At 48.9% G+C, this 26,093-nt stretch carries 19 protein-coding genes; 16 read left to right on the forward strand and 3 right to left on the reverse strand.

Going from position 1 to position 26,093, the window contains the following annotated elements; translation table 11 throughout:
- Position 1 precedes the first annotated feature (1 nt).
- From AC1DE7_RS25075 to AC1DE7_RS25135, 13 genes are all read left to right on the forward strand, one after another.
- Complete coding sequence (locus tag AC1DE7_RS25075; RefSeq protein WP_477535401.1) at positions 2-1,462, forward strand: alpha-L-fucosidase; 1,461 nt, start codon at positions 2-4, stop codon at positions 1,460-1,462.
- Position 1,463: 1 nt separating this feature from the next.
- Positions 1,464-3,245 carry a glycoside hydrolase family 35 protein gene (locus AC1DE7_RS25080; protein ID WP_477535402.1) on the forward strand — a complete coding sequence of 594 codons (1,782 nt, stop codon included), beginning with the start codon at positions 1,464-1,466 and terminating at the stop codon, positions 3,243-3,245.
- Between the two features lie 267 nt (positions 3,246-3,512).
- Positions 3,513-4,379, forward strand: a complete 867-nt coding sequence (locus tag AC1DE7_RS25085; protein WP_477535403.1) for a sugar phosphate isomerase/epimerase family protein — start codon at positions 3,513-3,515, stop codon at positions 4,377-4,379.
- A gap of 293 nt (positions 4,380-4,672) precedes the next feature.
- Positions 4,673-5,731, forward strand: coding sequence for a Gfo/Idh/MocA family protein (locus AC1DE7_RS25090; protein WP_076254236.1), 1,059 nt, complete (start codon positions 4,673-4,675; stop codon positions 5,729-5,731).
- A 695-nt stretch (positions 5,732-6,426) separates the two neighbouring features.
- Positions 6,427-7,839 carry an alpha-L-fucosidase gene (locus AC1DE7_RS25095; protein ID WP_477535404.1) on the forward strand — a complete coding sequence of 471 codons (1,413 nt, stop codon included), beginning with the start codon at positions 6,427-6,429 and terminating at the stop codon, positions 7,837-7,839.
- Positions 7,840-8,336: 497 nt separating this feature from the next.
- A complete protein-coding gene (locus tag AC1DE7_RS25100; protein WP_017691190.1) occupies positions 8,337-9,314 on the forward strand; it encodes an ABC transporter permease in 978 nt (325 codons plus the stop codon).
- A gap of 15 nt (positions 9,315-9,329) precedes the next feature.
- Entirely contained in the window at positions 9,330-10,238 is a 909-nt protein-coding gene (locus tag AC1DE7_RS25105) for a carbohydrate ABC transporter permease (protein ID WP_017691189.1), read from the forward strand.
- A 129-nt stretch (positions 10,239-10,367) separates the two neighbouring features.
- Positions 10,368-12,005, forward strand: a complete 1,638-nt coding sequence (locus AC1DE7_RS25110) for a type 2 periplasmic-binding domain-containing protein (RefSeq protein ID WP_282319716.1) — start codon at positions 10,368-10,370, stop codon at positions 12,003-12,005.
- 175 nt (positions 12,006-12,180) lie between these two features.
- Positions 12,181-14,400 (forward strand): helix-turn-helix domain-containing protein, encoded by a 2,220-nt coding sequence (locus AC1DE7_RS25115; protein ID WP_477535405.1) that lies wholly within the window; start codon positions 12,181-12,183, stop codon positions 14,398-14,400.
- A 45-nt stretch (positions 14,401-14,445) separates the two neighbouring features.
- On the forward strand, positions 14,446-16,758 hold the full coding sequence (locus tag AC1DE7_RS25120) for a glycoside hydrolase family 3 N-terminal domain-containing protein (RefSeq protein WP_477535406.1): 2,313 nt from the start codon (positions 14,446-14,448) through the stop codon (positions 16,756-16,758).
- Positions 16,755-19,901 (forward strand): alpha-mannosidase, encoded by a 3,147-nt coding sequence (locus AC1DE7_RS25125; protein ID WP_477535407.1) that lies wholly within the window; start codon positions 16,755-16,757, stop codon positions 19,899-19,901. Before AC1DE7_RS25120 ends, AC1DE7_RS25125 begins: the two co-directional genes overlap by 4 nt.
- Positions 19,902-19,939: 38 nt before the next feature.
- On the forward strand, positions 19,940-20,815 hold the full coding sequence (locus tag AC1DE7_RS25130) for a sugar phosphate isomerase/epimerase family protein (RefSeq protein ID WP_477535408.1): 876 nt from the start codon (positions 19,940-19,942) through the stop codon (positions 20,813-20,815).
- Between the two features lie 12 nt (positions 20,816-20,827).
- Positions 20,828-21,700, forward strand: a complete 873-nt coding sequence (locus AC1DE7_RS25135) for a sugar phosphate isomerase/epimerase family protein (RefSeq protein WP_477535409.1) — start codon at positions 20,828-20,830, stop codon at positions 21,698-21,700.
- A 58-nt stretch (positions 21,701-21,758) separates the two neighbouring features.
- Here AC1DE7_RS25135 and AC1DE7_RS25140 read toward each other — a convergent pair whose 3' ends face one another.
- Both AC1DE7_RS25140 and AC1DE7_RS25145 read right to left on the reverse strand, forming a co-directional pair.
- On the reverse strand, positions 21,759-22,520 hold the full coding sequence (locus tag AC1DE7_RS25140; protein WP_477535410.1) for a MerR family transcriptional regulator: 762 nt from the start codon (positions 22,518-22,520) through the stop codon (positions 21,759-21,761).
- A gap of 16 nt (positions 22,521-22,536) precedes the next feature.
- Positions 22,537-23,412: a CPBP family glutamic-type intramembrane protease gene (locus AC1DE7_RS25145; RefSeq protein WP_477535411.1), complete on the reverse strand. Its 876-nt coding sequence runs from the start codon at positions 23,410-23,412 to the stop codon at positions 22,537-22,539.
- Between the two features lie 177 nt (positions 23,413-23,589).
- Here AC1DE7_RS25145 and AC1DE7_RS25150 point away from each other — a divergent pair, with 177 nt between their 5' ends.
- From AC1DE7_RS25150 to AC1DE7_RS25160, 3 genes are all read left to right on the forward strand, one after another.
- On the forward strand, positions 23,590-23,817 hold the full coding sequence (locus AC1DE7_RS25150) for a hypothetical protein (protein WP_017691180.1): 228 nt from the start codon (positions 23,590-23,592) through the stop codon (positions 23,815-23,817).
- A gap of 79 nt (positions 23,818-23,896) precedes the next feature.
- The gene (locus AC1DE7_RS25155) at positions 23,897-24,457 is read left to right on the forward strand and encodes a hypothetical protein (protein WP_477535412.1); all 561 of its coding nucleotides are present in this window, start codon (positions 23,897-23,899) and stop codon (positions 24,455-24,457) included.
- Between the two features lie 166 nt (positions 24,458-24,623).
- The gene (locus AC1DE7_RS25160) at positions 24,624-25,052 is read left to right on the forward strand and encodes a VOC family protein (protein ID WP_036616351.1); all 429 of its coding nucleotides are present in this window, start codon (positions 24,624-24,626) and stop codon (positions 25,050-25,052) included.
- Between the two features lie 101 nt (positions 25,053-25,153).
- Here AC1DE7_RS25160 and AC1DE7_RS25165 read toward each other — a convergent pair whose 3' ends face one another.
- Positions 25,154-26,011 (reverse strand): hypothetical protein, encoded by an 858-nt coding sequence (locus AC1DE7_RS25165; RefSeq protein WP_340027883.1) that lies wholly within the window; start codon positions 26,009-26,011, stop codon positions 25,154-25,156.
- Positions 26,012-26,093: the final 82 nt, after the last annotated feature.

A 26,093-nucleotide genomic window follows, 5' to 3' on the forward strand; every position in this document is an offset into this window, starting at 1 on the left:
CATGAATCGTGAACTGCAACCAGCCGAATGGATTAAGTCCGCAGCACAGGTCAGCCCATCCGAACGGCAGCTGAGATGGCAGGAGATGGAGTTCTACGCGTTTATTCATTTTACGGTAAATACATTTACGGATCAGGAATGGGGCACTGGGGAGGAAGACCCGGCGATATTCAATCCTTCTGAACTGAGCGCGGTGCAATGGGTGCAGGCGTGCAAGGCTGCGGGGATGAAGGGGCTGATTTTGACATGTAAGCATCATGATGGATTTTGTTTGTGGCCCAGTCAGTTTACAGCGCATACGGTCGCGGCTAGTCCGTGGAGGAATGGTACGGGGGATTTGGTTCGGGAAGTCGTCGATGCTTGTCGTGAGGGTGGATTGAAGTTTGGCGTGTACCTGTCTCCTTGGGATCGGCATGAAGCCACTTATGGAGATTCCGAGAGGTATAACGAGTTTTTCCTCCAACAGTTGCGCGAGCTGCTTACGAATTATGGCGACATCTTCTGTGTATGGTTCGACGGTGCGTGTGGGGAGGGTCCGAATGGCAAAAGGCAGGTCTATGACTGGGACGCCTATTATGCGCTTATTCGTGAACTTCAGCCCGAAGCAGTCATCTCGGTATGTGGCCCGGATGTTCGCTGGTGTGGCAATGAAGCGGGACACACACGGGAATCGGAATGGAGCGTTGTGCCAGCGCATATGCAGGATAATGAGAAGATTCAGGAGCAATCGCAACAGATGGATGATGGTGAGTTCGCCACAAGGATCAATACGCAGGACGGTGATTTGGGAAGCCGAGAGGTCATTCGTTCCCAAGGTGAGCCACTGATCTGGTACCCTGCCGAGGTGAATACCTCGATTCGCCCAGGATGGTTCTATCATGCCAGTGAAGATGATCAGGTCAAAACACTGGAAGAACTGCTCGCCGTCTATTACGGCGCAGTGGGGGGCAACGCCACCTTTTTACTCAATCTGCCACCGGATATGCGTGGTCTCATTCACGAGCGGGATGTGGAGCGACTACAGGAATTGGGAGATTCACTGCGCACCATTTTTCAGGAAAATTTCGCCTTGCAGGCGCTGGTAAAAGCATCGGAGACGATGGATGAACAACATGCCGTATCGGAAGTGCTCACGGAACGACGGGATACGTATTGGTGTCCTCACGAAGGAACGGAGCAGGCTTGGATCGAGCTGGATTTGCAGGGGGAACGATCGTTTGACCGGGTGGTGCTGATGGAACATATCCAGACAGGCCAACGGATTGAGCGTTTTACGCTGGAGTCGCAGAGGGCAGATGGTGGTTGGGAAGAGTTTTACAAGGGGACGGTGGTGGGGTATAAGCGAATTTGCTGTTTCCCACAGGTTACATCGAGTAAGATGCGTTTAAGCATTCATGAATCCAGATGGTGCCCTACGTTGTCCGGGTTAGGCATATATCTGAGCGAGCGGGGAGGGTTGTAATATGGCCGTGCTAACGTATAAAAATTCACAATTTATGTATGATGGCGAGCCCATTCAGATTTTGTCGGGTGCCATTCATTATTTCAGAGTGGTCCCCGACTATTGGGAGGATCGGTTACTCAAGCTGAAAGCCTGCGGTTTCAATACGGTGGAAACGTATGTGCCGTGGAATGTTCATGAGCCCCAGCCGGGCCGGTATTGTTTTGAAGGCATGGCTGATCTGGAACGTTTTATTCGCATTGCGGGAGATGTGGGTCTGCATGTGATTGTTCGTCCAAGTCCTTATATATGTGCCGAGTGGGAGTTTGGCGGATTACCTGCCTGGCTGCTTGCCGATGATGAAATTCGTCTGCGGTGTAGTGATGCAAAATTTCTGGAGAATGTGGATCGTTATTATGATGTGCTTTTGCCCAAATTGAAACCTCTTCTGAGCACCCATGGCGGGCCGATCATTGCAATGCAGATTGAAAATGAGTACGGCAGCTTCGGGAACGACGCGAGTTACCTGCATTATTTACGTGATGGCATGGTAGAGCGCGGTATGGATGTGTTGTTATTTACCTCGGACGGACCGACAGACCACATGCTGCAAGCGGGATCAGTCCCGGGGCATCTGGCTACAGTTAATTTTGGATCAGGAACGGAAGGAGCGTTCGCCAAGTTGCGTGAATATCAGGCGGATGAACCTTTGATGTGCATGGAGTATTGGAACGGCTGGTTTGATCACTGGGGAGAGTCACATCACACCCGAGAAGCCACAGATGTGGCTGGTGTGTTTGAAGAGATGCTTCGAGCAGGAGCCTCGGTTAACTTTTACATGTTCCACGGTGGAACGAACTTTGGATTTTATAACGGGGCGAACTGTCAGCAGAAGGATCAATACGAACCCACAATTACAAGTTACGACTATGATTCACTGCTCAGTGAATCCGGGGAGCCGACAGCGAAGTTCCATGCGGTGCGTAATCTTATTGCTCGGTATAGCAATGAAGATCTGGGTGAGCTTGTGCTGCCAGAATCGAAGGGGACCATCGCTTATGGGCGGGTGGAGTTGACCCAACAGGCGTCATTACTGGCGCAGATGGACCGGATATCAGCCCCGGTGCAGCGTACGAATCCGGAACCAATGGAGAAGCTGGGTCAGGATTATGGCTTTATTTGTTATCAAACCCGAATATCCGGCCCAAGGGAGCGACAGGAACTGGTGGTTCAGGAGGTGCGTGATCGTGCGCTTGTGTTTGTTGATGGGCAATTTCAAGGTGTGTTCGAACGGGGCAATACGGAATTATCGATTTCCTTTGAAGTACCGCCAGAGGGCGCAGAACTATTGATCCTTGCTGAAAATATGGGGCGAATCAACTATGGTCCATACCTGAGAGATCCGAAGGGGATTACGGAGGGGGTACGACATGGCTTTCAATTTTTATATGATTGGACGATTCATTGTCTGCCATTAACTGATCTGTCGGGTTTACAATTTAGTGATGTGATTAGCGAGGCAATTAACGAAACAGTTAATGAAGTAAATGGACCAGCATTTTATCGAGGAGAGTTTAATATCACGAATGTAAGAGATACTTTTCTGCGTCTGGATAGCTGGACCAAGGGGGTTGTATTTGTAAACGGATTCAATCTGGGGCGCTACTGGAATAAAGGACCGCAAAAAACGTTATATGTACCAGCCCCGCTCCTTCGTGAAGGTGAGAATGAAATCATGGTATTCGAGCTTCATCAGACGTCTGAACTGGCCGTAACGTTTGTAGATACACCGGATTTGGGCTAGAAAAAGGAAAATTGGTGAGCCAAACGATTAATGAGAATTGTCGTGTCCGCCGGAAAAAGGTATACGTTGGGTATGGACATTGACTAGGGCGTGTCTGAAAACTCCGAAGGACGCAGATTTTGACGAATTTTTGTTCCAAGCAAGGAGATTTTCCGCAGGCGTGCCGGGGCACGTCAAGGGAAAGTGACGCAGCAGGGGGCGAAAAGGCGGTAAAAGATGCACTTCAGTGAGTTTTGAGACACGTCCTACAGGAGAGGATGAGGAAAAATGAAAGTTGGACTCAGCACTTACAGTCTGCAACAAGCATTGGATCGCAAAGAATTGACCGTGCCGGATGCCATTCGCTGGATTGCTGATCAGGGCGGGGAACATGTGGAGATTGTACCGATGGGATTCAGTCTGATCGATAATCCGGAGTTGATTGATGAGATTAAAGCTGTGGCAAAAGAGGTCGGGATCGACATTTCCAATTACGCCATCGGCGCAAACTTCGCTGTTCAGGAGGACGCCGAAGCGTTGGAGCAAGAGATCCAGAATGTGATGCGACATGTGGATGTGGCTGCTGCGCTCGGCGTGAAGCTGATGCGTCATGACGTGGCTTTCCGCCCTGCACCAGAGGGAACTGTAGCACAGTTCGAGATCGACCTACCGGTACTGGTGAAAGCCTGTCAGCGGATAGCCGATTATGCAGCGGATTTTGGAATCACAACAAGCGTTGAGAACCATGGGTACTATGTGCAGTCGAGTGAGCGAATTCAGCGTTTGTTACACGAAACGGCGCGGAGTAACTTTAAGACCACGCTGGATGTCGGCAATTTCCTCTGTGTGGACGAAGACCCGGTGAGTGCCGTGAAAAATAACATTCCGTACGCGTCGATCGTGCACGCCAAAGACTTCTACTGGAGACCTTCCTACCGGAACCCCGGTGAAGGCTGGTTCCAAACCTCGCATGGCAATTACCTGCGCGGTGCCATTGTGGGCCATGGCGATATCGACATGCCTGAGGTATTCCGTGTATTGAAAAAATCCGGGTATGACGGATATATCTCGGTTGAATTTGAAGGCATGGAGGATTGCAAAACCGCCTCACGCATTGCCATGGATAACGTCCGCCGCCTATGGGAAGAGGCATAGGGCTGAGTACTTGTTTTAAATGAAATATGAATAGTTACGTATGGCTCAGACAGAAAGTTAGTTCAGTCAGAAAAAGTAGTGGAGGGGGCGAAATCGATTCTGAAGAAACGAAGCTAAAAGCTTTCTGCAAGAAAGCTACTTCGTAAGCATTAACTCGCCTTTATCACCGGATTTCCCCTTTTGAGAAAGGGGATTAAAGAAATCTGGGGATAAGAGCGATCGGAAGAACGATTCGCAACCGGAACGTCTACCTGCTGGACGTTAATTATTTTATATATGGAGGAATCAGCACTATGCCCAAATTGAAAGTCGCCGTTATCGGTGCCGGATCCATATCCGATTGCCATTTGCAAGCGTACGCCAGTAACCCGGAGGTTGAAATATACGCCATCTGTGACCTGAATGCAGTACGTGCCACTGAAGTCGCGAAGCAATATAATGCACCTCATGTGTTTACCGATTATAAGGAACTGCTCGCAATGCCCGAAATTCATTCCGTCAGCATCTGTACATGGAACGACTCCCATGCGGAGATTAGTATTGCTGCTCTGGACGCGGGCAAAAACGTGCTGTGTGAGAAACCACTATGCCAAACCGTTGAGGATGCGCTCGAAGTAGAGAAGGCCGTTCACCGCAGCGGAAAGCTACTTCAGGTCGGTTTTGTTCGCCGCTATAGCGACAATGCACAGATTCTGAAGAAGTTTATCGACGAGGGTGAACTGGGCGAGATCTATTATGCCAAAGCCTCCAGTCTGCGTCGTCTAGGCAATCCGGGTGGCTGGTTCTCGGATATCAACCGCTCCGGCGGCGGCCCGCTGATCGATATCGGGGTACATGTGATCGACATATGCTGGTATCTGATGGGCAGACCGAAGGTGAAATCCGTCTCCGCTAACGTATCCAATCGATTAGGAAACCGCTCGAACATTAACAATCTATCGTTCTACAAAGCAGCGGACTATGACGCGGAGCAAAACACCGTAGAGGATATGGCAAATGCCCTGATTCGTTTTGAGAATGGCGCGAGCCTACTCGTGGATGTCAGCTTCACGCTTCATGCCAAAGCGGATGAGACCTCGGTCAAACTATATGGCGACAAAGGCGGTGCCGAGTTGGAGCCGGAAATTTCGATCATCGGTGAGAAATTCAACACTATTTTGAACATGACCCCACAGGTAGACTTCAAATCATTCGATTTTATGGGTTCGTTCCGTAATGAAATTAACCATTTTATCGACAGTACGCAGGGCCGCAAAGAAACACTTAGCCCCGTCGAAGACGGCGTCGAAGTGATGAAAATGCTCTGTGCCATCTATGAATCAGCCCGTCAGGGCCGCGAAATCACGCTGTAAAGGTAGGATTGTATTTCGTTGATACTATAGTTGATACTTTACTACTCCCGTGGCATTAAAAGTTATGAGCACTTCGCTCCTTTTCAATGAAAAGCTCCGCTCGGGGCGGGATTCGGAGTCGGCTTCTTGGCCCGCGGTTGGAGTAGAGCAGGGAGCGAGTGCTAACGAATCTCAGGCGTCTTATTTAAGGATTCGAAGCGCTGGCAGGAATCTAAGGAACCTGACACATGCTATATCAGAATAAGCAGCAGTATACAGCGTTTTTATCAGCTAATTTCGTGAAATAACGTGTCTGATGTTCCTTACAATTTAAAAAAAGGACCAAAAGGCTAAATAAGACGCCCTGTGTTCCTTAGAAACAACTTTACCCATTTGCCAGGATCAGCCGCTTGGATTTCCCTTATAGAGACAAGGGAAATAAGGGGTTCCATAGTGATTGAAGATGGCACCGCACTCGAAATAACAAAGTTACTACGCCCCTTAATAGTTAAACTAGCGTTTACGCCAAAACGGAGAGTGCAGAACCAATCTGAAGAAGCGAAGCGCTCGCCTTTATCACTGGATTTCTAACAATTATACAGTGAAATAAGAGAAATCTGGGGATAACAGCGATCGAAAGATGGTACTGCACTCGGAGTGACCAGGCGTAACATGCATGGTTTATCTTTTATCCAATCCAGAGGAGATGAAACAGGATGAGCGAAGCCAAAGAAATCGTACTGGAGCAGGAAGAGCAGTTTGTCGAAGCCGGCGTGCACAATTTTAGCAAAGAGGACGAGTGGATCAAACCGGAGGACCCGCTGCTGAATGAGCGGTTGGAGTGGTTCAAGGACCAGAAGCTGGGGCTGATGATGCACTGGGGGCCGTATTCCCAGCTTGGCCTCGTGGAATCCTGGGCGCTGAGCGACGAGGACGGCGATTGGTCACGCGATGACATCGACTGGACGGTTGACATGGAAGACTTCAAGCGGGAATACTTTGATCTGAACAAAACCTTTAATCCGATTCGTTTCCAGCCTGAGGAATGGGCGCAGATGGCGGCAGATAACGGGTTCAAATATTTCCTGTTCACCACCAAGCACCATGACGGTTTCTGCATGTGGGATACCAAAACGACGGATTATCGAATTACGGGTAAGGACACTCCTTTTCATACCCATAAGTATGCGGACATCTGTCGAGCACTGTTTGACGCTTTCCGGGCCAAAGGACTCGGCATCTCAGCGTATTTCTCCAAAGCGGACTGGCATACCCCTTATTACTGGGCACCGGGCATGGAGCGTGGACGTCATATGTGGCGCGGCCCTTCGTATGATCCCCATAAGTATCCGTGGCTGTGGGAGAAATTCGTGGAGTTCACACATGAGCAGATCATGGAGCTGCTGACGAATTACGGGCGGATCGAATGTCTGTGGCTGGATGCCGGCTGGGTGCGCGAAGGTCGCCATGGTCAGGATATCAGGCTTGGAGAAGTCGTGGAACGGGCACGTCAGACCACACAACCTTGGCTCCTGTCCGCAGATCGCACTGTCGGTGGACCGTATGAGAATATCGTTACCCCCGAGCAGACCATACCGGAACATCCGATGAACATTCCATGGGAGAGCTGTATTACGGTGGGGAACTCCTTTGCCTTCGGATTCGATGATCAGTATAAAACGGGAAGACAGCTGGCACATATTCTACTCGAAGTTGTGTCCAAGGGCGGTAACCTGGCGCTGAATGTAGGACCACAACCGGATGGGCGTCTGCCAAAAGGGGCAATTCGAGGCATCAAGGGCCTCGGTGAATGGTTGGGTACTCATGGAGAAGGCGTCTATGGAACCCGGATATGCGGGCCTTATTTTACGAAAGATTGGGCCTTCACACAGAAAGAAGAGATCAACACCGTATATGCCTTCCGGATATACCGAAACGAGAATGAGACCGTACAACCACAGTTAATCATTCCTTATCTGGAAAAGGTAGAGCGGATCGAACTCGTCGGTAGCGATGACGTACTTTCGTATCAACAGACGGGAGACGGACTTCTCGTGGAACTGCCACAGTCCGCTACAACCAATGAAGCGCCGATCACACATACGTTCAGGCTGGTCACAAGCGCATAGAGGTTGTTCAAAAAGTCCCCAATTGATCACGAAGTAAACCACGAAGCGAACTCGACATCGAATCTTGCGTTCACCTTCGGAGTCCGGTGCTCATGTAGGTTTGCCTACACTCCGCTCCTCCTCCTTCAGGTTCTCACAACCTTCTCGGTGCTGAATCGTTAACTTTTTGAACTTGCATGTAAGAATGCCATGTCAATTCCGGGGGAGATATAACCACCTCCGGAATTTTTTTATTCATACATAAGGGACACAATTCCCAATAGAAACGGCTCGCAATCGCTTGTCACACAAGGGTTTGTGGAATAAAGAGAAGTCGGAGAAAATTGCAAATTGATAAAAGTTTATCGGGCGATGTACTATCAAATCAAGAAAGCGCTACCTGATATGAATGTTTACATCATGTTTGTTAAACAAGGAACTAGGAACAGAAAAAAGGATGTTTAAGGGATGTAAATGTAATGTATTATTACACTTGAGGTGTAGAAGGAGTGACGCAAATGAGTCGAGCTACGGAAAGCATACCCGCCAAGATGGAACTCCAACAGAGGAAACATGTGGAGCCCAAGCGGCAGCATCCATTCATCAAAAGCCTCAAGAAACACTGGGAACTCTACCTGCTCGTGTTGCCCCCGGTATTGTATCTGTTGATCTTCAAGTACATCCCTATGGTGGGTGTCCAAATCGCCTTCAAGGACTTCAGTGTAGTCAAAGGAATCTGGGGAAGCCCGTGGGTCGGATTCAAACACTTTGAAGCCTTCTTCCAATCTCCAAACTTCTGGCTGTTAATCAAAAACACGATAGGCATCAGCTTTTATTCCTTAATTGCCGGGTTCCCCATTCCGATCCTTCTGGCGCTGGCGCTGAATGAGATTCGAACGGGTTACTTCAAAAAGACTGTGCAGATGGTCACTTACGCTCCGCATTTTATCTCAACGGTTGTTATGGTATCCATTATCATTCTGATGCTCTCCCCGCATGTCGGCGTGGTAGACAAGCTGTTCACACTGCTCGGCTTCCCGATGACGAACTTCATGGGTATTCCGGAATACTTCAAATCGATCTATGTCTGGTCAGGTGTGTGGCAGGGTATGGGATATTCATCAATTATATATATCGCAGCTCTTGCTGGTGTTGATCCATCTCTCTATGAAGCAGCAAAGATGGACGGCGCATCAAGGCTTCGGAAAATATGGCACATCGACCTCCCATCGCTCATTCCAGTCACCGTTATCATGCTGATTCTGAGTCTGGGTAGCATTATGGGCGTGGGCTTCGAGAAAATATACCTGATGCAGAATCCGCTCAACACAAGCGCTTCGGAGGTCATCTCCACGTATGTGTACAAGGTGGGTCTGATCGGAGCGAATTTCAGCTTCTCCTCGGCAGTAGGGTTCTTCAACTCCATTATCAACCTGATCCTGCTGGTTATCGTCAACGGCATATCGCGCAAAGTATCCCAGAACAGCTTGTGGTAAAGGAGGAGTTTATCCATGTTCAACCTGATTAATCGTAACCGGATCAAGGACCCGCTCGGTGACCGCATTTTCATGACATTCAACTATATCTTTCTGTTCGCCATACTGCTAACGGTGTTTTACCCGCTTTTGTATATCATCAGTTCTTCGTTTAGCTCTTCACGAGCCGTGACATCCGGTCAGGTGTGGCTGTTCCCGGTAGACTTTAACATCAAGGCGTACATCTCCATTTTCAAAAGCCAACAGCTTATGCTCGGTTTCTATAACACGATCATCTACACCGTGGTGGGCACGTTCATTAACGTGGTGCTGACCGTCATGCTGGCGTATCCTTTGTCACGAAAATCGTTCTATGGACGAGGTGCCATCATTATTTTCATGATGATCACGATGTTCTTTGATGGCGGTCTGATTCCCACCTACCTCTTGATGAAGGATTTGCACCTGCTCGATACACGTTGGGCGATGTGGCTGCCCGGGGCGCTCGCAGTATTTCAGGTCATCGTGGCAAGGACTTTCTTCCAATCTTCCATCCCGGAAGAACTCGGGGAGGCCGCGGAAATGGACGGTTGCCGGGATATCCGGTATCTGATCAGCGTGGTTCTTCCCTTATCAAAGCCCATTCTGGCAGTCATGACACTCATGTATGCCGTAGGTCACTGGAATGCGTACTTTGATGCATTGATCTACCTGCGTTCCGAGAAATTGTTCCCTCTACAATACGTGCTTCGCAATCTGCTTATCCTGAACGCGGCTGATCCGGCGATGCTCGCCAATACCAGCCAACAGATGCGGGACCAAGGGTTCGAGCAGGTGTTGAAATATGCACTGATTGTTGTCGCGAGCATTCCAATTCTGATCATGTATCCATTTGTACAGAAACATTTTGTTAAAGGGGTCATGGTTGGTTCCCTAAAAGGTTAATCCTTGTGAGTTAAGCCTGGTTGCCTCTTGAAAGGAGGTGGAAGGAACACGCCGGCTTCCGGGGTCGATTTTATAAACGTGCAGTACAAGTCAATAATTTGCCGTTATGAACAAAAAGGAGGAGTCAGATTGAGAAAATCTTGGATTTCGATGTTGTTTCTGGTCTTTGCTTCGGTGGCTTTGTTGTCCGCATGCAGTTCATCCGAGGAATCGGGTGGAAGTAGCGACGGTAGCGGGGAGAGCGGCGGTCCTGTAACCATGACCCTCTTTGCTCCGCAAGGCAAAGCGTCCATGGAAGAGAATGAATTCACCCAATTTATCGAAGACAAGTTCGACGTTACCCTAAAATGGGATCTGGCCCCAACGGACGCCTTGCAGGATCGCAGACAATTGCTGCTGGCTAGTGGTGATTATCCGGAAGTATTTCTTCACGGCAAGTTCACCACCTCAGATCTTCAAACCTATGGAAAACAGGGCGTGTTCCTTCCGCTACAAGATCTAATTCAGAAGTATGGTCCGAATCTGACCAAGATTATGGAAGAGAAGCCATACTTCAAAGAAGCTATTACGGCACCGGATGGCAACATCTATGCGCTGCCTATCTTCAATGAATGTTACCACTGTACGTATGCACAGAAATACTGGATCAACACGGAGTGGCTTGATAATTTGGGCCTGAAAATGCCAACCACAACTGATGAACTGTATACCGTTCTGAAGGCGTTTAAGACACAAGATCCAAACGGTAACGGGAAAGCGGACGAGATTCCACTTACAGGCGCACCGAACAAGTATGTATGGAATGGCAACATTGATGCCTACCTGATGAATAGCTTTATATACAATGACAACGACAAATATCTGATCGTGAACGATGGCAAGGTGAGTTTTGCCGCCAATCAGGAAGGCTGGAAGAAAGGGCTGGAGTACATGAACAAGCTCTATGCAGATGGCCTGATTGATCCGGCTTCCTTTACACAGAATGATCAGGCGATTGGACAGCTGGGGAACAAGGAAGGCGATGAAGTGGTCGGCTCCATTACAACGGCGCTGGTCAGTTATCTCGTGAATACTTATGACAAAGATATCACCCGTCACCAGCACTGGGAGATCGTTCCTCCATTGAAAGGACCAGATGGAGTGCAGACGACAGGCGCCACGCAGAGCGTAGGTGAGTTTGAGTTTGCCATCACGAACAAAGCGACAGAAGCACAGCAGATTGCCGCCATCAAAATCGTAGACTACATGTTCAGTGAAGAAGGTGCGCTGTACGCGGAGTATGGACCAACTGAAGGCAAGGGCTGGAAGAAGGCAGATGCCGATGAGAAAAACATCAATGGCGAGCCGGCCAAATACAGCTACTACAACCTGCCTGAGCGTGATCCAAACGTTGTTGTGAACGAGAGTTGGTCACAGATTGGAGCACATGACTTGTCCAACACGTTCCGTAATCTGTTTGCGGAAGGACAGAATCCTTTAGAAGCAGAGGGTTATGGTACACGTCTGGCTCAAGCTACCAATGTGTATGAACCTTATGCACCCAAAGAAGTATACCCTGCGAACGTATTTATTCGTCCAGAGGATACGGAATCAGCTGCGCAACTGACTACGGCCATCAAGGATTATGTGCAGACGAATATGGCACAGTTCATTATTGGCAGTAAGAGCATTGAAAAGGAATGGGATTCGTATGTCAAAGGCTTTGATGGTCTCGGACTGAGTAATTACCTTGAGATCTACCAGCGTGCCATTGAGAAGAATCAATAATTGAAGGATTCAATATAGAGGCTGTCCCGTCTGTCACCCGTGACCGGGACGGTCTTCTCCTATGACAACCCCACGTCATCCGATATAATGTACTGAATATTTATGGAAAATTAGCGATCAGCACAGATGTTTGTCGTCATTCAGCATGAACAGTAACGGTGGGGGGATCTCGGAGATGAACAACAATTGGTTTAGACGTTTGCTGTTATCGTATCTGCCTGTTTTCTTTATTGTGACGACCATTCTATTCTTTATTTTCTTTCAAGTATTCAATGAACAGAACCGTAGAGAAGCGCTCAAGGCCAATGAATTTCTGGCCTCTCAGGTCACGCAATATCTGGACAACTCCCTGCGTTCCATCGACTTCAAGGTACTGCGTGAGATTTTGACCAACCCTAACTTGAAGAATTATTTCTCGGTATCTGGCAGCGATGATGTGTATGCCGGCATTCAGGCGGTCCAGGTGGTTGATGAATTGAAAATAGAGTATCCGCTGATTGATTCAATTTATCTCGTTCGATACGGGGATGGCACGGTCTTCAGTAACGGGAAGGCTGTTCCGATTGAAGAGTTCCCGGATGCAGACTTTATTGCAGATAGCCGGTCAAGGGATGAACAGAAGTGGGCAGGGGCACGAGCGTTCCGAGCTTTTCCTTCACAAGCGACGGAGCAGGTGATTACGATTGTGCGAAGTGTAGGAAACGGCAAAGGACTTGTGGTGACAAATGTGGACCTGAGTACCCTGAGGAAATCCATTATGCAGATGTATGATCCGGAATTTACGTTTGTGAACATCTTCAACCGTTCGGGCGGCAATCTGTGGGATAGCAGCATGCCAGGAGGGGTTGCAGCTTCTACTAAAACCACGTCGGGAGAAGTCTTCTCCGAATTTACGTCGAGTTATAGTGGTTGGAAGGTGCAGACAGGTCTCAACAATGGAAAAATCGTTAAATGGACGCTGCAATTTTATAATATCTGGTTTGCCTTTGCTGTAGTGGTTGTGTTGATTGGTGTGGTGTGGGTGATCTATGTTACCCGCAGAAACTACAAGCCGATTCAGCAAATTGTCACGTTAATTCAGACCGTCTCTTCGCAGAAGCAATCGGGGCTCAACTATGGCAAGGAGAATGAGTTTCGATTCATCCATACAACGCTGGAACGCATGATTGATCAGACGAGGCAATATCAGGAGGAGCACGAAGAGAATCTGATTTTGCAGAAAAAAATGTTCTTTCAGGAGTTGCTGGAGGGCACACGAGACTTTACGAGCACGGAGCTGACAGCGGAGATGAAGAAGTTCAAACTGCCTGAGCTGGAGCATCATTGGGCCGTCATGGTAGTTGAAATGGATCGGTATGATGCATTTGTGACGGAGTATCATGATCAGGACCAATCCCTCTTGAAATTTGTGTTATCCAGTATCCTGCAGGAGAGTGCGCGTCATGAAGGAACGGAAGTATGGGCTGAATGGATCTCCGATCAGCGTCTGTACGCCATCCTCTGGATTCCGGCAATGGAACAGGCCGAGGAGACCGAGCATCGATTGCTCGCTGGTTATCTGGACAGAATCGATCAGTATCTGAACTTCACCGTGACCATTGGTGTTGGTCGGGTCGCTGTTGATATTCGGGGGCTGAGAGCTTCATTGAAAGAAGCTGTGCACGCGCTGGACTATAAGGCTGTACTGGGCATGAATCGCATCATTCCCTGTAGCGATGTACCGAATTCGACCAATGATGTGTATGAGTTTCTGAAGACCATCTCACTGCTCGTGCAGGCAATGCGCTTGTCGGACGATATCTGGGAAAAACATTTTGAAAGACTGTTTGAACAGATTAGTGAGTCCGTTCTGTCCCGTCAGGAGATTATGAATACGATCCAATTGTTATTTCAACATTACAATCGGGAATTCGCCGAACTTCCACGGGAGTATCAGGAGTCATGGGCTGCTATATTCACCCCGCTTCTTCCAAGGCTTGAGGGCTGGGAGACGTTAGACGATCTGCGTGAGCTGTGTTGGGAAGGCTTCAGGGAACTGGCGCTGCAGATGCAGACGCTGCATTGTTCCCGAAAACACAGATCGAATATTTTGGAGATTCGCAAATACATCGAAGAGCATTACAACAATCCTGATCTGTCACTGAACTACCTTAGTGATCTATTCGATATTAATCCGAAGTATCTGAGCAAGCTTTTCAAGGATGAGATTGGGGAGAAGTTTGTGGATCTGCTCATTAGTCATCGCATCGAAAAAGCCAAGCTACTCATGCAGGAGACCGATAAGGCTATTCAGGAGATCAGTGAGGAAGTGGGATACACAAACTATAATTCCTTCAACCGGGCTTTCAAAAATGTGGTGGGTGTGGCACCAAGTGACTACCGCAAAGCCATGTGAGTGCATGCGCCTAACTAATTCCGAACGCATAAGGAGAATGTGCATATGGACTATAAAGATGCTTCGCTTCCCATTCAGGAGCGGGTTCAGGATCTGATCGGACGGATGACAACGGCAGAGAAGATTGGACAACTCATTCAGCCGATGGGATGGAAGACGTATGATAAAGCAGCTGATGGTACAGTACAGGTGACGGAAGAGTTCAAAGCGGACATGGAACAGGGCGGTGTCGGTTCTCTGTATGGTGTGCTTCGGGCCGATCCATGGACTGAAGTGACGCTGGAAACGGGGCTTACCCCACGGCAGGGAGCCGTTGCCACAAATGTCATTCAGCAGTATGCCATGGAGCATTCCCGGCTGGGCATACCCATTTTGTTTGGGGAAGAGTGTTCCCACGGGCATATGGCGATCGGGGCAACAGTTTTTCCGGTACCGTTAATGGTGGGAAGTACGTGGAATATGGAGCTGTACCGCAAGATGTGTGAAGCCATCGCTGTGGAGACCCGGAGCCAGGGGGGAGCGGCAACGTATTCCCCGGTGCTTGATGTCGTACGTGACCCGAGATGGGGACGGACGGAGGAATGTTTTGCCGAAGATCCATACCTAATCGGTGAATTCGCAGTAGAAGCCATGAAGGGACTACAGGGTGACCGCCTTGATTCCAACCAGACAATTGTCGCTACACTTAAGCATTTTGCGGCTTATGGCAGTTCGGAGGGTGGGCGGAATGCTGCTCCAGTTCATATGGGCTTACGTGAATTACATGAAATAGATCTGTTGCCGTTCAAAAAAGCAGTGGAAGCCGGGGCTTGTTCCGTCATGACCGCTTATAACGAGATAGATGGCGTACCGTGCACGTCCAGTACGTATCTGCTGAATGACCTTCTGCGCGAGCAGTGGGGTTTTGATGGATTTGTCATTACTGATTTTGGTGCCATTCAGATGTTGGTCCATGGACATAACACCGTCGAGAACGGGGAGCAGGCCGTGGCACAGTCCCTTCAGGCAGGTGTAGACATGGAAATGTCCGGGTACATGTACCGCAAACATCTTGGTCAGGCGCTTGAGCAGGGATTGATCGAAGAGAAGGATCTGGACTTGGCTGTGTGGCGGGTACTGGAGATGAAATTCAGACTGGGGCTATTTGAAAAGCCTTTCGTAGATCCTGACTTTGCAGAACAGGTCATCGGATGTGAAGACCATACACAGCTGGCGAGGGAAGTTGCACAAGAGGGGATTGTTTTACTGAAAAATGAGGGAAATACTCTTCCGCTTGCCAAAACAGGTACAAAGCTAGCTGTCATTGGTCCGAACGCGAACCATATCTATAACCAGCTCGGGGACTATACCTCGCCACAGCCGAGAGAGCAGATCGTCACCGTACTGGATGGCATTACGCGCAAGCTTGGTGTGGATTCGGGTCAGGTGCTGTACGCACCCGGTTGTCGGATTAAAGGCGATTCCAGGGAGGGCTTTGCACAAGCGCTCGCCTGTGCGGAACAGGCCGATGTCATCGTGATGGTGATGGGTGGTTCCAGCGCCCGCGATTTTGGTGAAGGTACGATCGACTTGCGGACAGGTGCGTCTGTGGTGACCGATGATCCATGGAACGATATGGAGTGCGGTGAGGGCATTGACCGGGCGTCTTTGAATCTCATGGGTGTTCAATTGGAGCTGGTGCAGGAGGTACATAAGCTGGGGAAACCCGTTATCGTTGTGTATATTAACGGCCGCCCCATTGCTGAACCTTGGATTGATGAGCATGTCCATGCCATTGTGGAAGCGTGGTACCCCGGACAGGAAGGTGGTAACGCGATTGCGGATATTCTGTTTGGCGACGTGAATCCATCTGGTCGTCTTACCGTCTCCATTCCCAAGCATGTTGGGCAACTTCCGGTCTACTATCATGCCAAACGCACTCGTGGCAAACGGTATCTGGAGATGGATCTGGCGCCGCAGTACCCGTTTGGATATGGACTGAGCTACACCGAATTCAAATACGAGAATGTAAGAGTAATGCCAGAAATCATCGGCCCGGACGATGAAGCTCAGGTGATGGTTGAAGTCACGAATACCGGAGCGGTTGCGGGAAGCGAGGTTGTGCAGTTGTACATCACGGATGTGTCGGCTTCGGTTACGCGGGCTGAAATGTCACTTAAGGGTTTTCGTAAAATTCATCTGAAGCCAGGACAGACCCAGACCGTTACATTCCCTGTGCAAAAAGAACATCTCGCACTGATCGACTCTCGTCTCCAGTCTGTCGTAGAACCGGGTGAATTCAGGCTCATGGTTGGCCGCAATTCTATGGATTGGACCGCCTGCAGTCTGCACATTCAGAAGGTGGGGGTGGAGGTATGATTCGAATTCAGCGATTCATCGAAGATCTGAAGCACCGACAATGGCTGGATACGATCGAGCTTCCAGCGTGGGAGATGCAGAGGGCCAGATACATTCGGCCAGGGGAATACGAGTACGAGCAGGTATATGAAAATAAAGATGAGCAGGCAGACAAGGCCATGCAAAGCTTGAATCCGCTGAACAGCGTACATGGAACGACGTATTTTCTGAGCAAACGTGTGGAGATTCCGGAGGAATGGCAAGATCAGGCTATTGGTCTGATCTTCGAGGCCGGAGGAGAAGGGCTGCTGAAGGTGAATGACATGCCTTATCATGGACTGGATCGGAATCACGGGTTCGTGCCCCTTCCGAGGAGTCGTGTTGGCAATACGCCGCAGTTGGAGATTGAACTCTATGATCCGATTCCAGAGCCGCATGACCCACTCAACCGACAAGCTGTTATTCAGCCGCCTATTCAGGGCATTCGGGCAGCATTGGTTCATGTTAATCAGCCACTGCAGAGCCTGATGTACAGCGTGACGGTACTCGCCGAGTCGCTCCGGGCATATAACGAGAAGGAGCCCAAGCGGATGGCACTTGTTCAGGCTATTCATCAGGTGATGGATAACATGTACAATGACCCGGAACGCTGGAATGATGCAACCTGGATACAGAACTTCGAATATGTATTAGCACAGTCAGTACAGCAGGAAGACCCGGAGGAATATCGGAGTGGCTTCATGCATCTGGTTGGACAATCCCACATTGATATTGCCTGGCTGTGGCCTGTACGTGAGACGGTTCGCAAGTCCAGTCGCACGTTCTCGACCATGTGCACCTTGATGGATACGTACCCGGATTTTGTGTATTCCCAGAGCCAACCGCAGTTGTACGCCTTCGTGAAGGATCATTACCCGGAGCTGTACGAGCGAGTTAAAGCCCGTATTGCTGAAGGCCGCTGGGAGCTGGTCGGAGGCATGTGGGTCGAGCCGGATCTGAATATTCCGAGTGGCGAGTCGTTAGTTCGGCAGATTCTGTATGGACAGAACTTCTATCAGGCGGAGTTTGGCAAACGCTCCAACATCGAGTGGCTGCCGGATACCTTTGGCTACTGCGCTTCCTTACCGCAGATGCTGAAACTCGCGGGTATTCCTTATTTTATGACCACCAAGCTGAATTGGAATGATACCAATGCGTTTCCGTATGACCTCTTCGACTGGGTAGGCATAGATGGCACTTCCGTGCTGGCATATCTGAATCATGGGGTGAATGAACATACGCGTCCCAAAGATGTGGATGAACATTGGCAATCATTTAAACAAAAGGATGTTCACCCTGAGCAAATGTTGCTTTACGGACATGGCGATGGTGGTGGCGGCGTGACGAATGAGATGGTGGAGTTTGCGGAGCGATCCCATTTGATGGTGGGGCAGCCAATCAGCAAATTCAGCACAGCAGGGGCTTTTTTTGAAGACATATCATTAAATAATCCGACGTTGCCGAAATGGCACGGGGACTTGTATCTGGAACTGCATCGCGGAACGTATACAACTCATGCAAGGAACAAACGTAGCAACCGTAAGGCAGAGGTATTATATCGGGAAGCGGAAATCTGGGGGCAATTTGCCGGGGCTTACGGCGCGAACACGAAGAATGATCTGGATGAAGGCTGGAAGTTGATTATGCTCAACCAATTCCATGACATTATTCCGGGAACGTCGATTCCTGAAGTTTACGTAACGTCCACCGAGGAGTACACGAAAGTATTTGCACTGGGTACATCCGCACTACGGGAAACGCTGGATACCCTTGCGGAGAACATTGTAACAGATGAAGTCGATGGTCTTCCTTACATTATATTCAACAGCCTCGGCTGGAAACGCGGAGAAAATATCACCATTACAGGGGATGCTCACCTCGCCAGGATGGCAGCATTTGATCGTCAAGGAAATCGTCTGGCCTGTGATCTTGAACAAAAGGAAGACAAGTATACGTTGCTCGTGCATGTTCCGTCGATTCCTGCCTTTGGGTATACAACCATATGGCTGCGCGAAGCATCGGATGTTATCCTTCCAGTAAGAGAAGAAAAATCCTTCCCTTCCACGTGGGAAACTGAATTTTACACGCTTGAGTTTAATGACTTGGGAGAGATCACTCGATGGTATGACAAAACGGTAGGACGTGACTGGCTGAAGCCCGGTGATCGGGCGAATGAGTGGCAGTTTTTCCACGACAAACCGACGTACTGGGATGCATGGGATATCGATCCACGATTTGAATCTCAGCGAGCTGGTGCGGTGCAGTTGATCTCCAGAGAGATTGTACAGCGCGGGGCTACGCGAGATGTACTACGCTTTGTCTGGAAGTTGAATCAATCGGAGATCAGTCAGGATATCATTTTGCATCGTTACCAGCGGCGTGTTGATTTCCGTACAAAAGTGAACTGGAATGAGAGCCATAAACTGCTCAAGGTGGCATTTCCGGTGGACCTGGTGGCAGCCAAAGCGGCTTATGAAATTCCGTTTGGAGCGTTGGAGCGTCCAACTCATAACAACACCAGTTGGGAGCAGGCGCAGTTCGAGGTCTGTGGACATCGTTGGGCGGATATCTCGGAGGGCAACAGCGGTGTGAGTTTGCTGAATGATTGCAAGTACGGGTATGACATCAAGGATCGGACGATCCGCCTGTCTCTGCTTCGTGCTCCGAAATGGCCGGATGAACATGCCGATCAGGGCGATCATGAATTCACGTATTCGATCCTGCCACACCAGGGCGATTGGCGACAAGCTGCCGTCGTTCGCCGGGCGATGGAGCTTAACCATCCGGTGGAAGTTGTGGCAGCGAGTCAGTCTTCCGGTCACTTGCCAGCTGAACATGCTTGGGTTCAGTTCCACAGTGAACATGTCATTCTGGATGCAATTAAGGCTGCGGAAGACGGCTCGGGAACGGTGCTGCGTTTCTACGAATCATCCGGAGGTCGGGAAACGGTGCAGGTTCAGTGTGCTGAAAAGGAAATCAAAGCGTCCATCATTAATCTTCTGGAGGATGAGATCCATCCGTTGGCTTGTTCAGCCGGCACAATTGAACTGACATTCAAACCGTATGAGATCAAGTCGGTGAAACTTGTTGATATCAGTAATGAGTCGAACCTTACATTTACATGAGAACGTAGAGTTACTCACTCAATCACAGGAGGTATGACATGAAATTAACGAATAAGATCGGTGTCATCGTGGATAGTTTTGGCGTAGGTGTACGGGAAGGGTTGAACAAGGCCAAAGACGTAGGTGCAGAAGGTGTGCAGATCTATGCCGTCAAGGGAGAGATGGACCCTGAAAATTTGTCACCTGCGGCGCGTAAGGAGTTGAAGAGTTACATCGATTCGTTGGGTCTCGACATTTCAGCATTGGTCGGCGATCTGGGCGGACATGGGTTCCAGGTCAAGGAAGATAATCCGTGGAAAGTAGAGAAGTCGAAGCGGATCGTGGATCTGGCCCTCGATCTGGGCACCAACATCGTCACAACACATATCGGCATTGTTCCACATGATCCTTCATCGGAAGTCTACGCTACGCTGCATGCTGCTTGTGAGGAATTGGGCCAATACGCCAAAAGTGTTGGCGCATACTTTGCCATTGAGACAGGACCGGAAACGGCTGCTGACTTGAAAGGATTCCTGGATACGCTGTCGACCAACGGAGTATCGGTGAATTTTGACCCGGCGAATATGGTGATGGTGACCGGAGATGATCCGGCGCGGGGCGTTCATCTGCTCAAGGATTACATCGTACATACTCATGTGAAGGATGGTGTGCGGCTGAAGGAAGTTGACCCACGAGACGTATACGGAGCGGTCGGTTATGCCCCTATGGATCACGATAAGATTGCCGAGATGGTCTCTGCCGGGACTTTCTTCCGTGAGGTGCCGCTGGGCGAGGGTGGCGTTGATTTTGACGGATACTTTGCAGCGCTTCAGGAGATTGGGTACACCGGTTATCTGACGATTGAGCGTGAGGTAGGCGATCAGCCGGAGCGGGACATTCGCAAAGCGGTTCAATTTATCCAACAATATCGATAGGGAGCTGAGCAGATGAAACTGGGCCTGAGCACGTATAGTTTGTTGAACGATTTGAATTCGGGTGAGATGACGGTGCTGGATGTGATCGACTGGATTGCGGCGAACGGCGGCGAGCATATGGAGATGGTACCTTACGGTTATACCGTGGAGGATAATCACGATCTGGCGGATGCGATTCGGGAACGGGCAGCGACTGCGGGTATTGAACTGTCCAACTACTCGATGCCAGCCAATTTCGTTCAGGATACGGAAGAGACGTTTGAAGAGGAGATGGCTCGGGTCAAAAGGCATGTGGATGTCGTACACCGGATGGGTGTAAAACATATGCGTCATGACGTCACGGCGTTTACCCTGCCGAAAGAGAAGATGACCATTGCCTGGTTCGAGGAACATCTGCCGCTGATGGTACGGGGAAGCCAGATCATTGCGGACTATGCCGCGCAGTTTGGCATCACGACAACCATTGAGAATCACGGCTTCAGCGTGCAGGCGAGTGACCGGGTGCAGCGTGTGCTGCATGCTGTGGATCGTCCGAACTTTAAGACAACACTCGATATTGGCAACTTCATGTGTGTGGATGAGAACCCGATCATCGGCGTCATGAAAAATCTGCCGTACGCTTCTCTGGTCCACTTCAAAGATTTCTACTTCCGTCCTTATGATGAGCATCCGGGTGAGGGTGAATGGTTCACGACAGCCTACGGCAACTTTCTGCGTGGGGCCATCGTTGGACAAGGTGACATTCCAATTCGTAAAATTGTAAAGCTGATCAAAGACTCCGGCTATGATGGAAACATTACGGTGGAGTTCGAAGGCATGGAGGAATGCAAATCCGCATCCAAAATCGCCATGGACAACCTGCGCCGCTTCTGGGAAGAGGCGTAACGAAGCATGATGAAACATAATAAGGGAATGGATCAAGGGCCACTTTTCGAAGTGGCTCTTATTGTTGATCATCAGGATTCTGGACTGTCCATCGGTCCAGGATCATTTCGATGTAACGCATGGTATCCGTTGTCATACCATATACACGAGCTGGCTGATCATCCTCTGGGGCGATATAATCCCAATATTTTTCTGCCAATTCTGCATTCCCTTGAAAAGCCCTTTCAGCATAATCAGAGATTCGGATGGCCAGTAACCGTGAGGCTTCGGAATCCGGAGGTTCCATCTTGCATGTATGAACATCTTTAAGAATATCAGCCCATTCCATGGATATTGAATTGTTCTGATTATTCAGAGGTAACGATTCCATTTCTTCAGGTGTAAAAACATCTTGACGGAACTTGCCCGGAGGTTGATCCAGTTCACGGATGAAACCCAACATCTCATCCAGACTGATTGTACCGGAGGCTCTGATGGCATATAGGGTTGAAAAAAGAAGATGCTCGACCTTGCTTAATCTCTCCTGCTGTTCTTTGACAACGGCCAGTTGTTGTTCCAACGTATTATTCCATAATGTGAGGGTACTCTCTGGTTCAGAGCGAGCAGCATCCTGATCGAGGAATTCTCCAATCTCATTCAATTTAAAATGCATTTTCTTCAGAATGGTAATCTGCTGAAGCCGTAAAATATCCTTTTCACCATATAAGCGATACTGATTGTTCTCATTACGGGCCGGTCGCAGTAAACCCAGCTTTTCATAATAATGCAGTGTTCGGATGGATACTCCGGTATGTTTGGATAGTTGTCCAACGGTATACAACAGGCAGATCCCTCCCTCATGATTTATGTATTCTCCACCAGCGCCATGCATTGAGCACCGCCAGAATGATCCCACCGACGAAGATTATCATCATATACAAAATAAATATTTCGGCCAACCCGTTATCTTGCGCGGTATAGTTTAACAATGCCGGTCTATCACCTGGCATAACAACGAATCTGGCTACTTCCAGGTAAGCGATATGAAATCCGATGGAGGCCCATAAAGATCCGGTCAAACTGCGCAGAAGCTGTAACGTAATACCATAGGTCAAGAGCAGGATCATATAATCCAAGGTTATCCGGTTTCCGGCATCCATACCGACGAGCTCTTGCAATAGGCTGACACTCATCGGAACCAGCAGAAAGAGTATGATTTGAGTTAAATAAGCGAAAAACACAGGAAGTCGCAGTCTGAAGCGTAATCCATCATAGACCATGCCTCGCATGGATAGTTCCTCTGGCAAAGCTTCATACAAGAAAGCAACACAACTATTAAGTACGACAGCAAGGAGGAGCTCGGCTGAGAAGTGCCACTCCGTAATCGTAATCCAGTTGTTCATACTGGCTATCGCTAACCCGATGAAGGCCAGAGAAGTGGCAAATAATGCGCCAAAGAGCAAGTGAATTATGCTTTTTCCTGTCAGAGGAAGAAGAACGGACTTCATATGGAAGTGCCTTCGAATGACGAGTAGTACGGGCAATACGATACTAATAATGACAACAGCTTGGATGAGATGAACCATCCATTCACCAGCAACAATAGTGCTGACAAACTCCCCTGCGAGTGTAGCAAAAAACAGACCCAATGTCATCGTCAACCAACTCATTCCAATAATGGCTATTCCACTGCTGCGTCGTTTCTTGGTTACATGTTCAGGTGACATACTCATGCTAATCCCCTCCTGAAGCCAGTATAAACCCTCGAGTTAACGTCAGGGTCAAGCAGGAAATATGCCTATCAGAATATGGTTCTGCGCAAGGATTAAGTTACGAGCAGCACAAGTGTGGTATACTGGATATATTCAGCCTGATAATAACTGGCTATGGATAGGAGATGTCACTGATCTATGCAGGTATTCGAGGACTGGAATCAGAAAGTAAAGAGGACGTTTAATGCTACGAACCCCGAGGTAGTATTGACGGTATCGGAAGCTGGAAGTTTGCTTGGTTTGACCAAAGACCAGATGAAACTGTACGTGGACAAGAACAAACTAACGAAGGTCCCGATCATGAGAAGTGTTCACCGATACCTCTTATTGAAAAGTGAAATAGATAACATCGTTCAAGCTCGATAACTTCATAGGATTGAACACAACCATTTTACCGATAGGATTCGGGAGAGTGGTCTTTTTTTTATCGGAAAGGGGACGGAACTTGCTGAATAAAGTGTCAGGTTGGTTCTATCAGCGGGTGAATTGGAAATGGGTTGCAGCTGCGGTTGTTTTTTTTGCCTGTTTTATTGCATTCATTCTGCCCTGGCAGGCGGCAAAGTCGGAGGAGGCCACCGGTGGAGGGCAGTCCCCGGATTCGTCTTTTCTGTACACGGCGGATGATCTTTATCAGATGGCTGAGCAGTATGGTGAAGCAGGGCGGAGCGCCTATATTCAGGCACGGTTCACATTTGATCTCATATGGCCCTTAGCCTATCTGTTCCTCTTAGTTGTTCTGTTATCGATACTCTATCGTGTGCTTCCGGTAAAAAGTCGCTGGCGTTGGGTGAATCTGATTCCGGTCTTAGGTTGGGTTATGGACATGCTTGAAAATATAGGTGCGTCCCTGATCATGTATCGTTATCCTGAACGTACACCTGTGCTTGCTGAACTCACTCCGATATGTACCCTGTTGAAATGGTGTCTGATCTATGCCAGTTTTGCAGCACTGGTTCCGGGTGTTCTGATCACGGTTCTCTACTACATACGCAGGCGCAAGAAGTAGTGGGAGAGGGATGGATTAAGAATATGTTGGTAACCCTAATCGTGTAAAGGTCCGCAGTGATGAGTGCAGAAATATACGCTTGTCAAAGGACAACCTGTTCATATATACTCATGTCGCAAGTGGCGTGAATCGTATAATTAGAAGAGCCCAAGGAGATGAAGAACGCATGTCGATCAGCTTGAATGTGTATCTGGTTACAGACGGTAATGGACGTGAAGCGGTAGATTTTTATCAAAAGGCATTTGGAGCCGAAGTGCTCGCGCTTCAAACATTTGGCGACGGTCCATCTGACCCGAATCACCCCATCCCGCCAGAAGCGAAAGACCGTATTATGCATGCTTCTTTGCAGATTGGTAGCTCAGTATTAATGTTGTCTGATACGTTTCCAGGTATGCCGTACACTGTAGGTAATCATGTTACGGTTACGGTGAACACGGATACGACGGATGAAGCCAAAGCGATTTTCAACCAGTTGCAAGACGGTGGCGAAGTGAAAATGCCGATACAAGAAACGTTCTGGAGTCCAGCCTACGGTTCGGTTGTCGATAAGTTTGGCGTACAGTTTCAGATCAGTGCTACGCCGGGACAAGCTTAAGAGTGTACTCTTCGCTAATATAGCCTACAAATGGCAAAACCTCCGCGATCTGCTTCAGGCAGTCTTGGAGGTTTTTTGCTTTTTTTTGTAATGACTCGTGATTAGTCTTCCTTCTGAATCTTGGAAGGATTGTTGATTTTATAGGGAACCGGGTTACGTGTCAGCTTCTTCTTGATAATTTTCGCTTCAAACGTGATAACGTCGCCCACTTCCAGTTCCTGTTTCTTAACGGTGGCACTGTGGCTAGACCAGGCTTCCCCAACATCAATGACGTCTGGCTCCGTAATGGTAACTGCTTCATAGATGATGACTTCGTCGTCATTGTCAGAGAAGTGATTCGGTACGGTGGTGAACTCTTTGACAACGGCACTCATCTTCACTTTGCCTTCGGGCAGATCAATCTTGACGCTCTTAGCTTTGCTCGCTGTTTTGGCTTTAGGTTTGGCTTCACTGGCTGCCCCAGACTGAGGTCCAACATACTCTTCTACTAGCCCATCCGGATCACCCTTCATCCCCGAGGAGAATTCATCTGTGTCCGTGTCGTCCGAATCATCCAGATCCGGCGGAATTTCATCCAGGTTAACCAGGGCATCTGGAATTTGCGTAAGTTCAGCAGGGGTAACTGGTACGACTGTATCCGAAGTTGTCGATTCTGTGCTGCGATCTGACCCGGCATTACTTATGCTTCTGGCACTGTAACTGGACGCTTGCATTTCCTTCAGATAAGACGGGTGAATACAATGCTTTTGTCCATTATCCAGTTGAATAACGGCTGCCATGTGATCGACATATCCAATGATGGTGCACGGCATGTTTAATCCGTTTCCTTTATAATAGAACGTTTTGAGTTTGGTCGCTTTACCAGAAAGCAGACCCCACTCCTGACATTTCTCAATCAGTTCATCTTCGTTATCCAGCGCAATAAAATCCTGCGGTTCAATCATAAATGCGTATGTCATATGGAATTTCCGCCCTTCCAATCCATTCTTCATGTTCATCGTTTCCAAATTACAACCAGTGTATCACAAATGAGCATTTTGC

This window comes from Paenibacillus sp. 10L310 (assembly GCF_056395745.1).

Bases quoted from the DNA above. Each gene is read 5' to 3' on its own strand.
- AC1DE7_RS25075 (WP_477535401.1), top strand. From the start codon at position 2: ATGAATCGTGAACTGCAACCAGCCGAATGGATTAAGTCCGCAGCACAG.
- AC1DE7_RS25165 (WP_340027883.1), bottom strand. From the start codon at position 26,011: ATGACATACGCATTTATGATTGAACCGCAGGATTTTATTGCGCTGGAT.
- AC1DE7_RS25085 (WP_477535403.1), top strand. From the start codon at position 3,513: ATGAAAGTTGGACTCAGCACTTACAGTCTGCAACAAGCATTGGATCGC.
- AC1DE7_RS25145 (WP_477535411.1), bottom strand. From the start codon at position 23,412: ATGAGTATGTCACCTGAACATGTAACCAAGAAACGACGCAGCAGTGGA.
- AC1DE7_RS25150 (WP_017691180.1), top strand. From the start codon at position 23,590: ATGCAGGTATTCGAGGACTGGAATCAGAAAGTAAAGAGGACGTTTAAT.
- AC1DE7_RS25095 (WP_477535404.1), top strand. From the start codon at position 6,427: ATGAGCGAAGCCAAAGAAATCGTACTGGAGCAGGAAGAGCAGTTTGTC.
- AC1DE7_RS25130 (WP_477535408.1), top strand. From the start codon at position 19,940: ATGAAATTAACGAATAAGATCGGTGTCATCGTGGATAGTTTTGGCGTA.
- AC1DE7_RS25090 (WP_076254236.1), top strand. From the start codon at position 4,673: ATGCCCAAATTGAAAGTCGCCGTTATCGGTGCCGGATCCATATCCGAT.
- AC1DE7_RS25080 (WP_477535402.1), top strand. From the start codon at position 1,464: ATGGCCGTGCTAACGTATAAAAATTCACAATTTATGTATGATGGCGAG.
- AC1DE7_RS25125 (WP_477535407.1), top strand. From the start codon at position 16,755: ATGATTCGAATTCAGCGATTCATCGAAGATCTGAAGCACCGACAATGG.
- AC1DE7_RS25160 (WP_036616351.1), top strand. From the start codon at position 24,624: ATGTCGATCAGCTTGAATGTGTATCTGGTTACAGACGGTAATGGACGT.
- AC1DE7_RS25105 (WP_017691189.1), top strand. From the start codon at position 9,330: ATGTTCAACCTGATTAATCGTAACCGGATCAAGGACCCGCTCGGTGAC.
- AC1DE7_RS25120 (WP_477535406.1), top strand. From the start codon at position 14,446: ATGGACTATAAAGATGCTTCGCTTCCCATTCAGGAGCGGGTTCAGGAT.
- AC1DE7_RS25135 (WP_477535409.1), top strand. From the start codon at position 20,828: ATGAAACTGGGCCTGAGCACGTATAGTTTGTTGAACGATTTGAATTCG.
- AC1DE7_RS25100 (WP_017691190.1), top strand. From the start codon at position 8,337: ATGAGTCGAGCTACGGAAAGCATACCCGCCAAGATGGAACTCCAACAG.
- AC1DE7_RS25115 (WP_477535405.1), top strand. From the start codon at position 12,181: ATGAACAACAATTGGTTTAGACGTTTGCTGTTATCGTATCTGCCTGTT.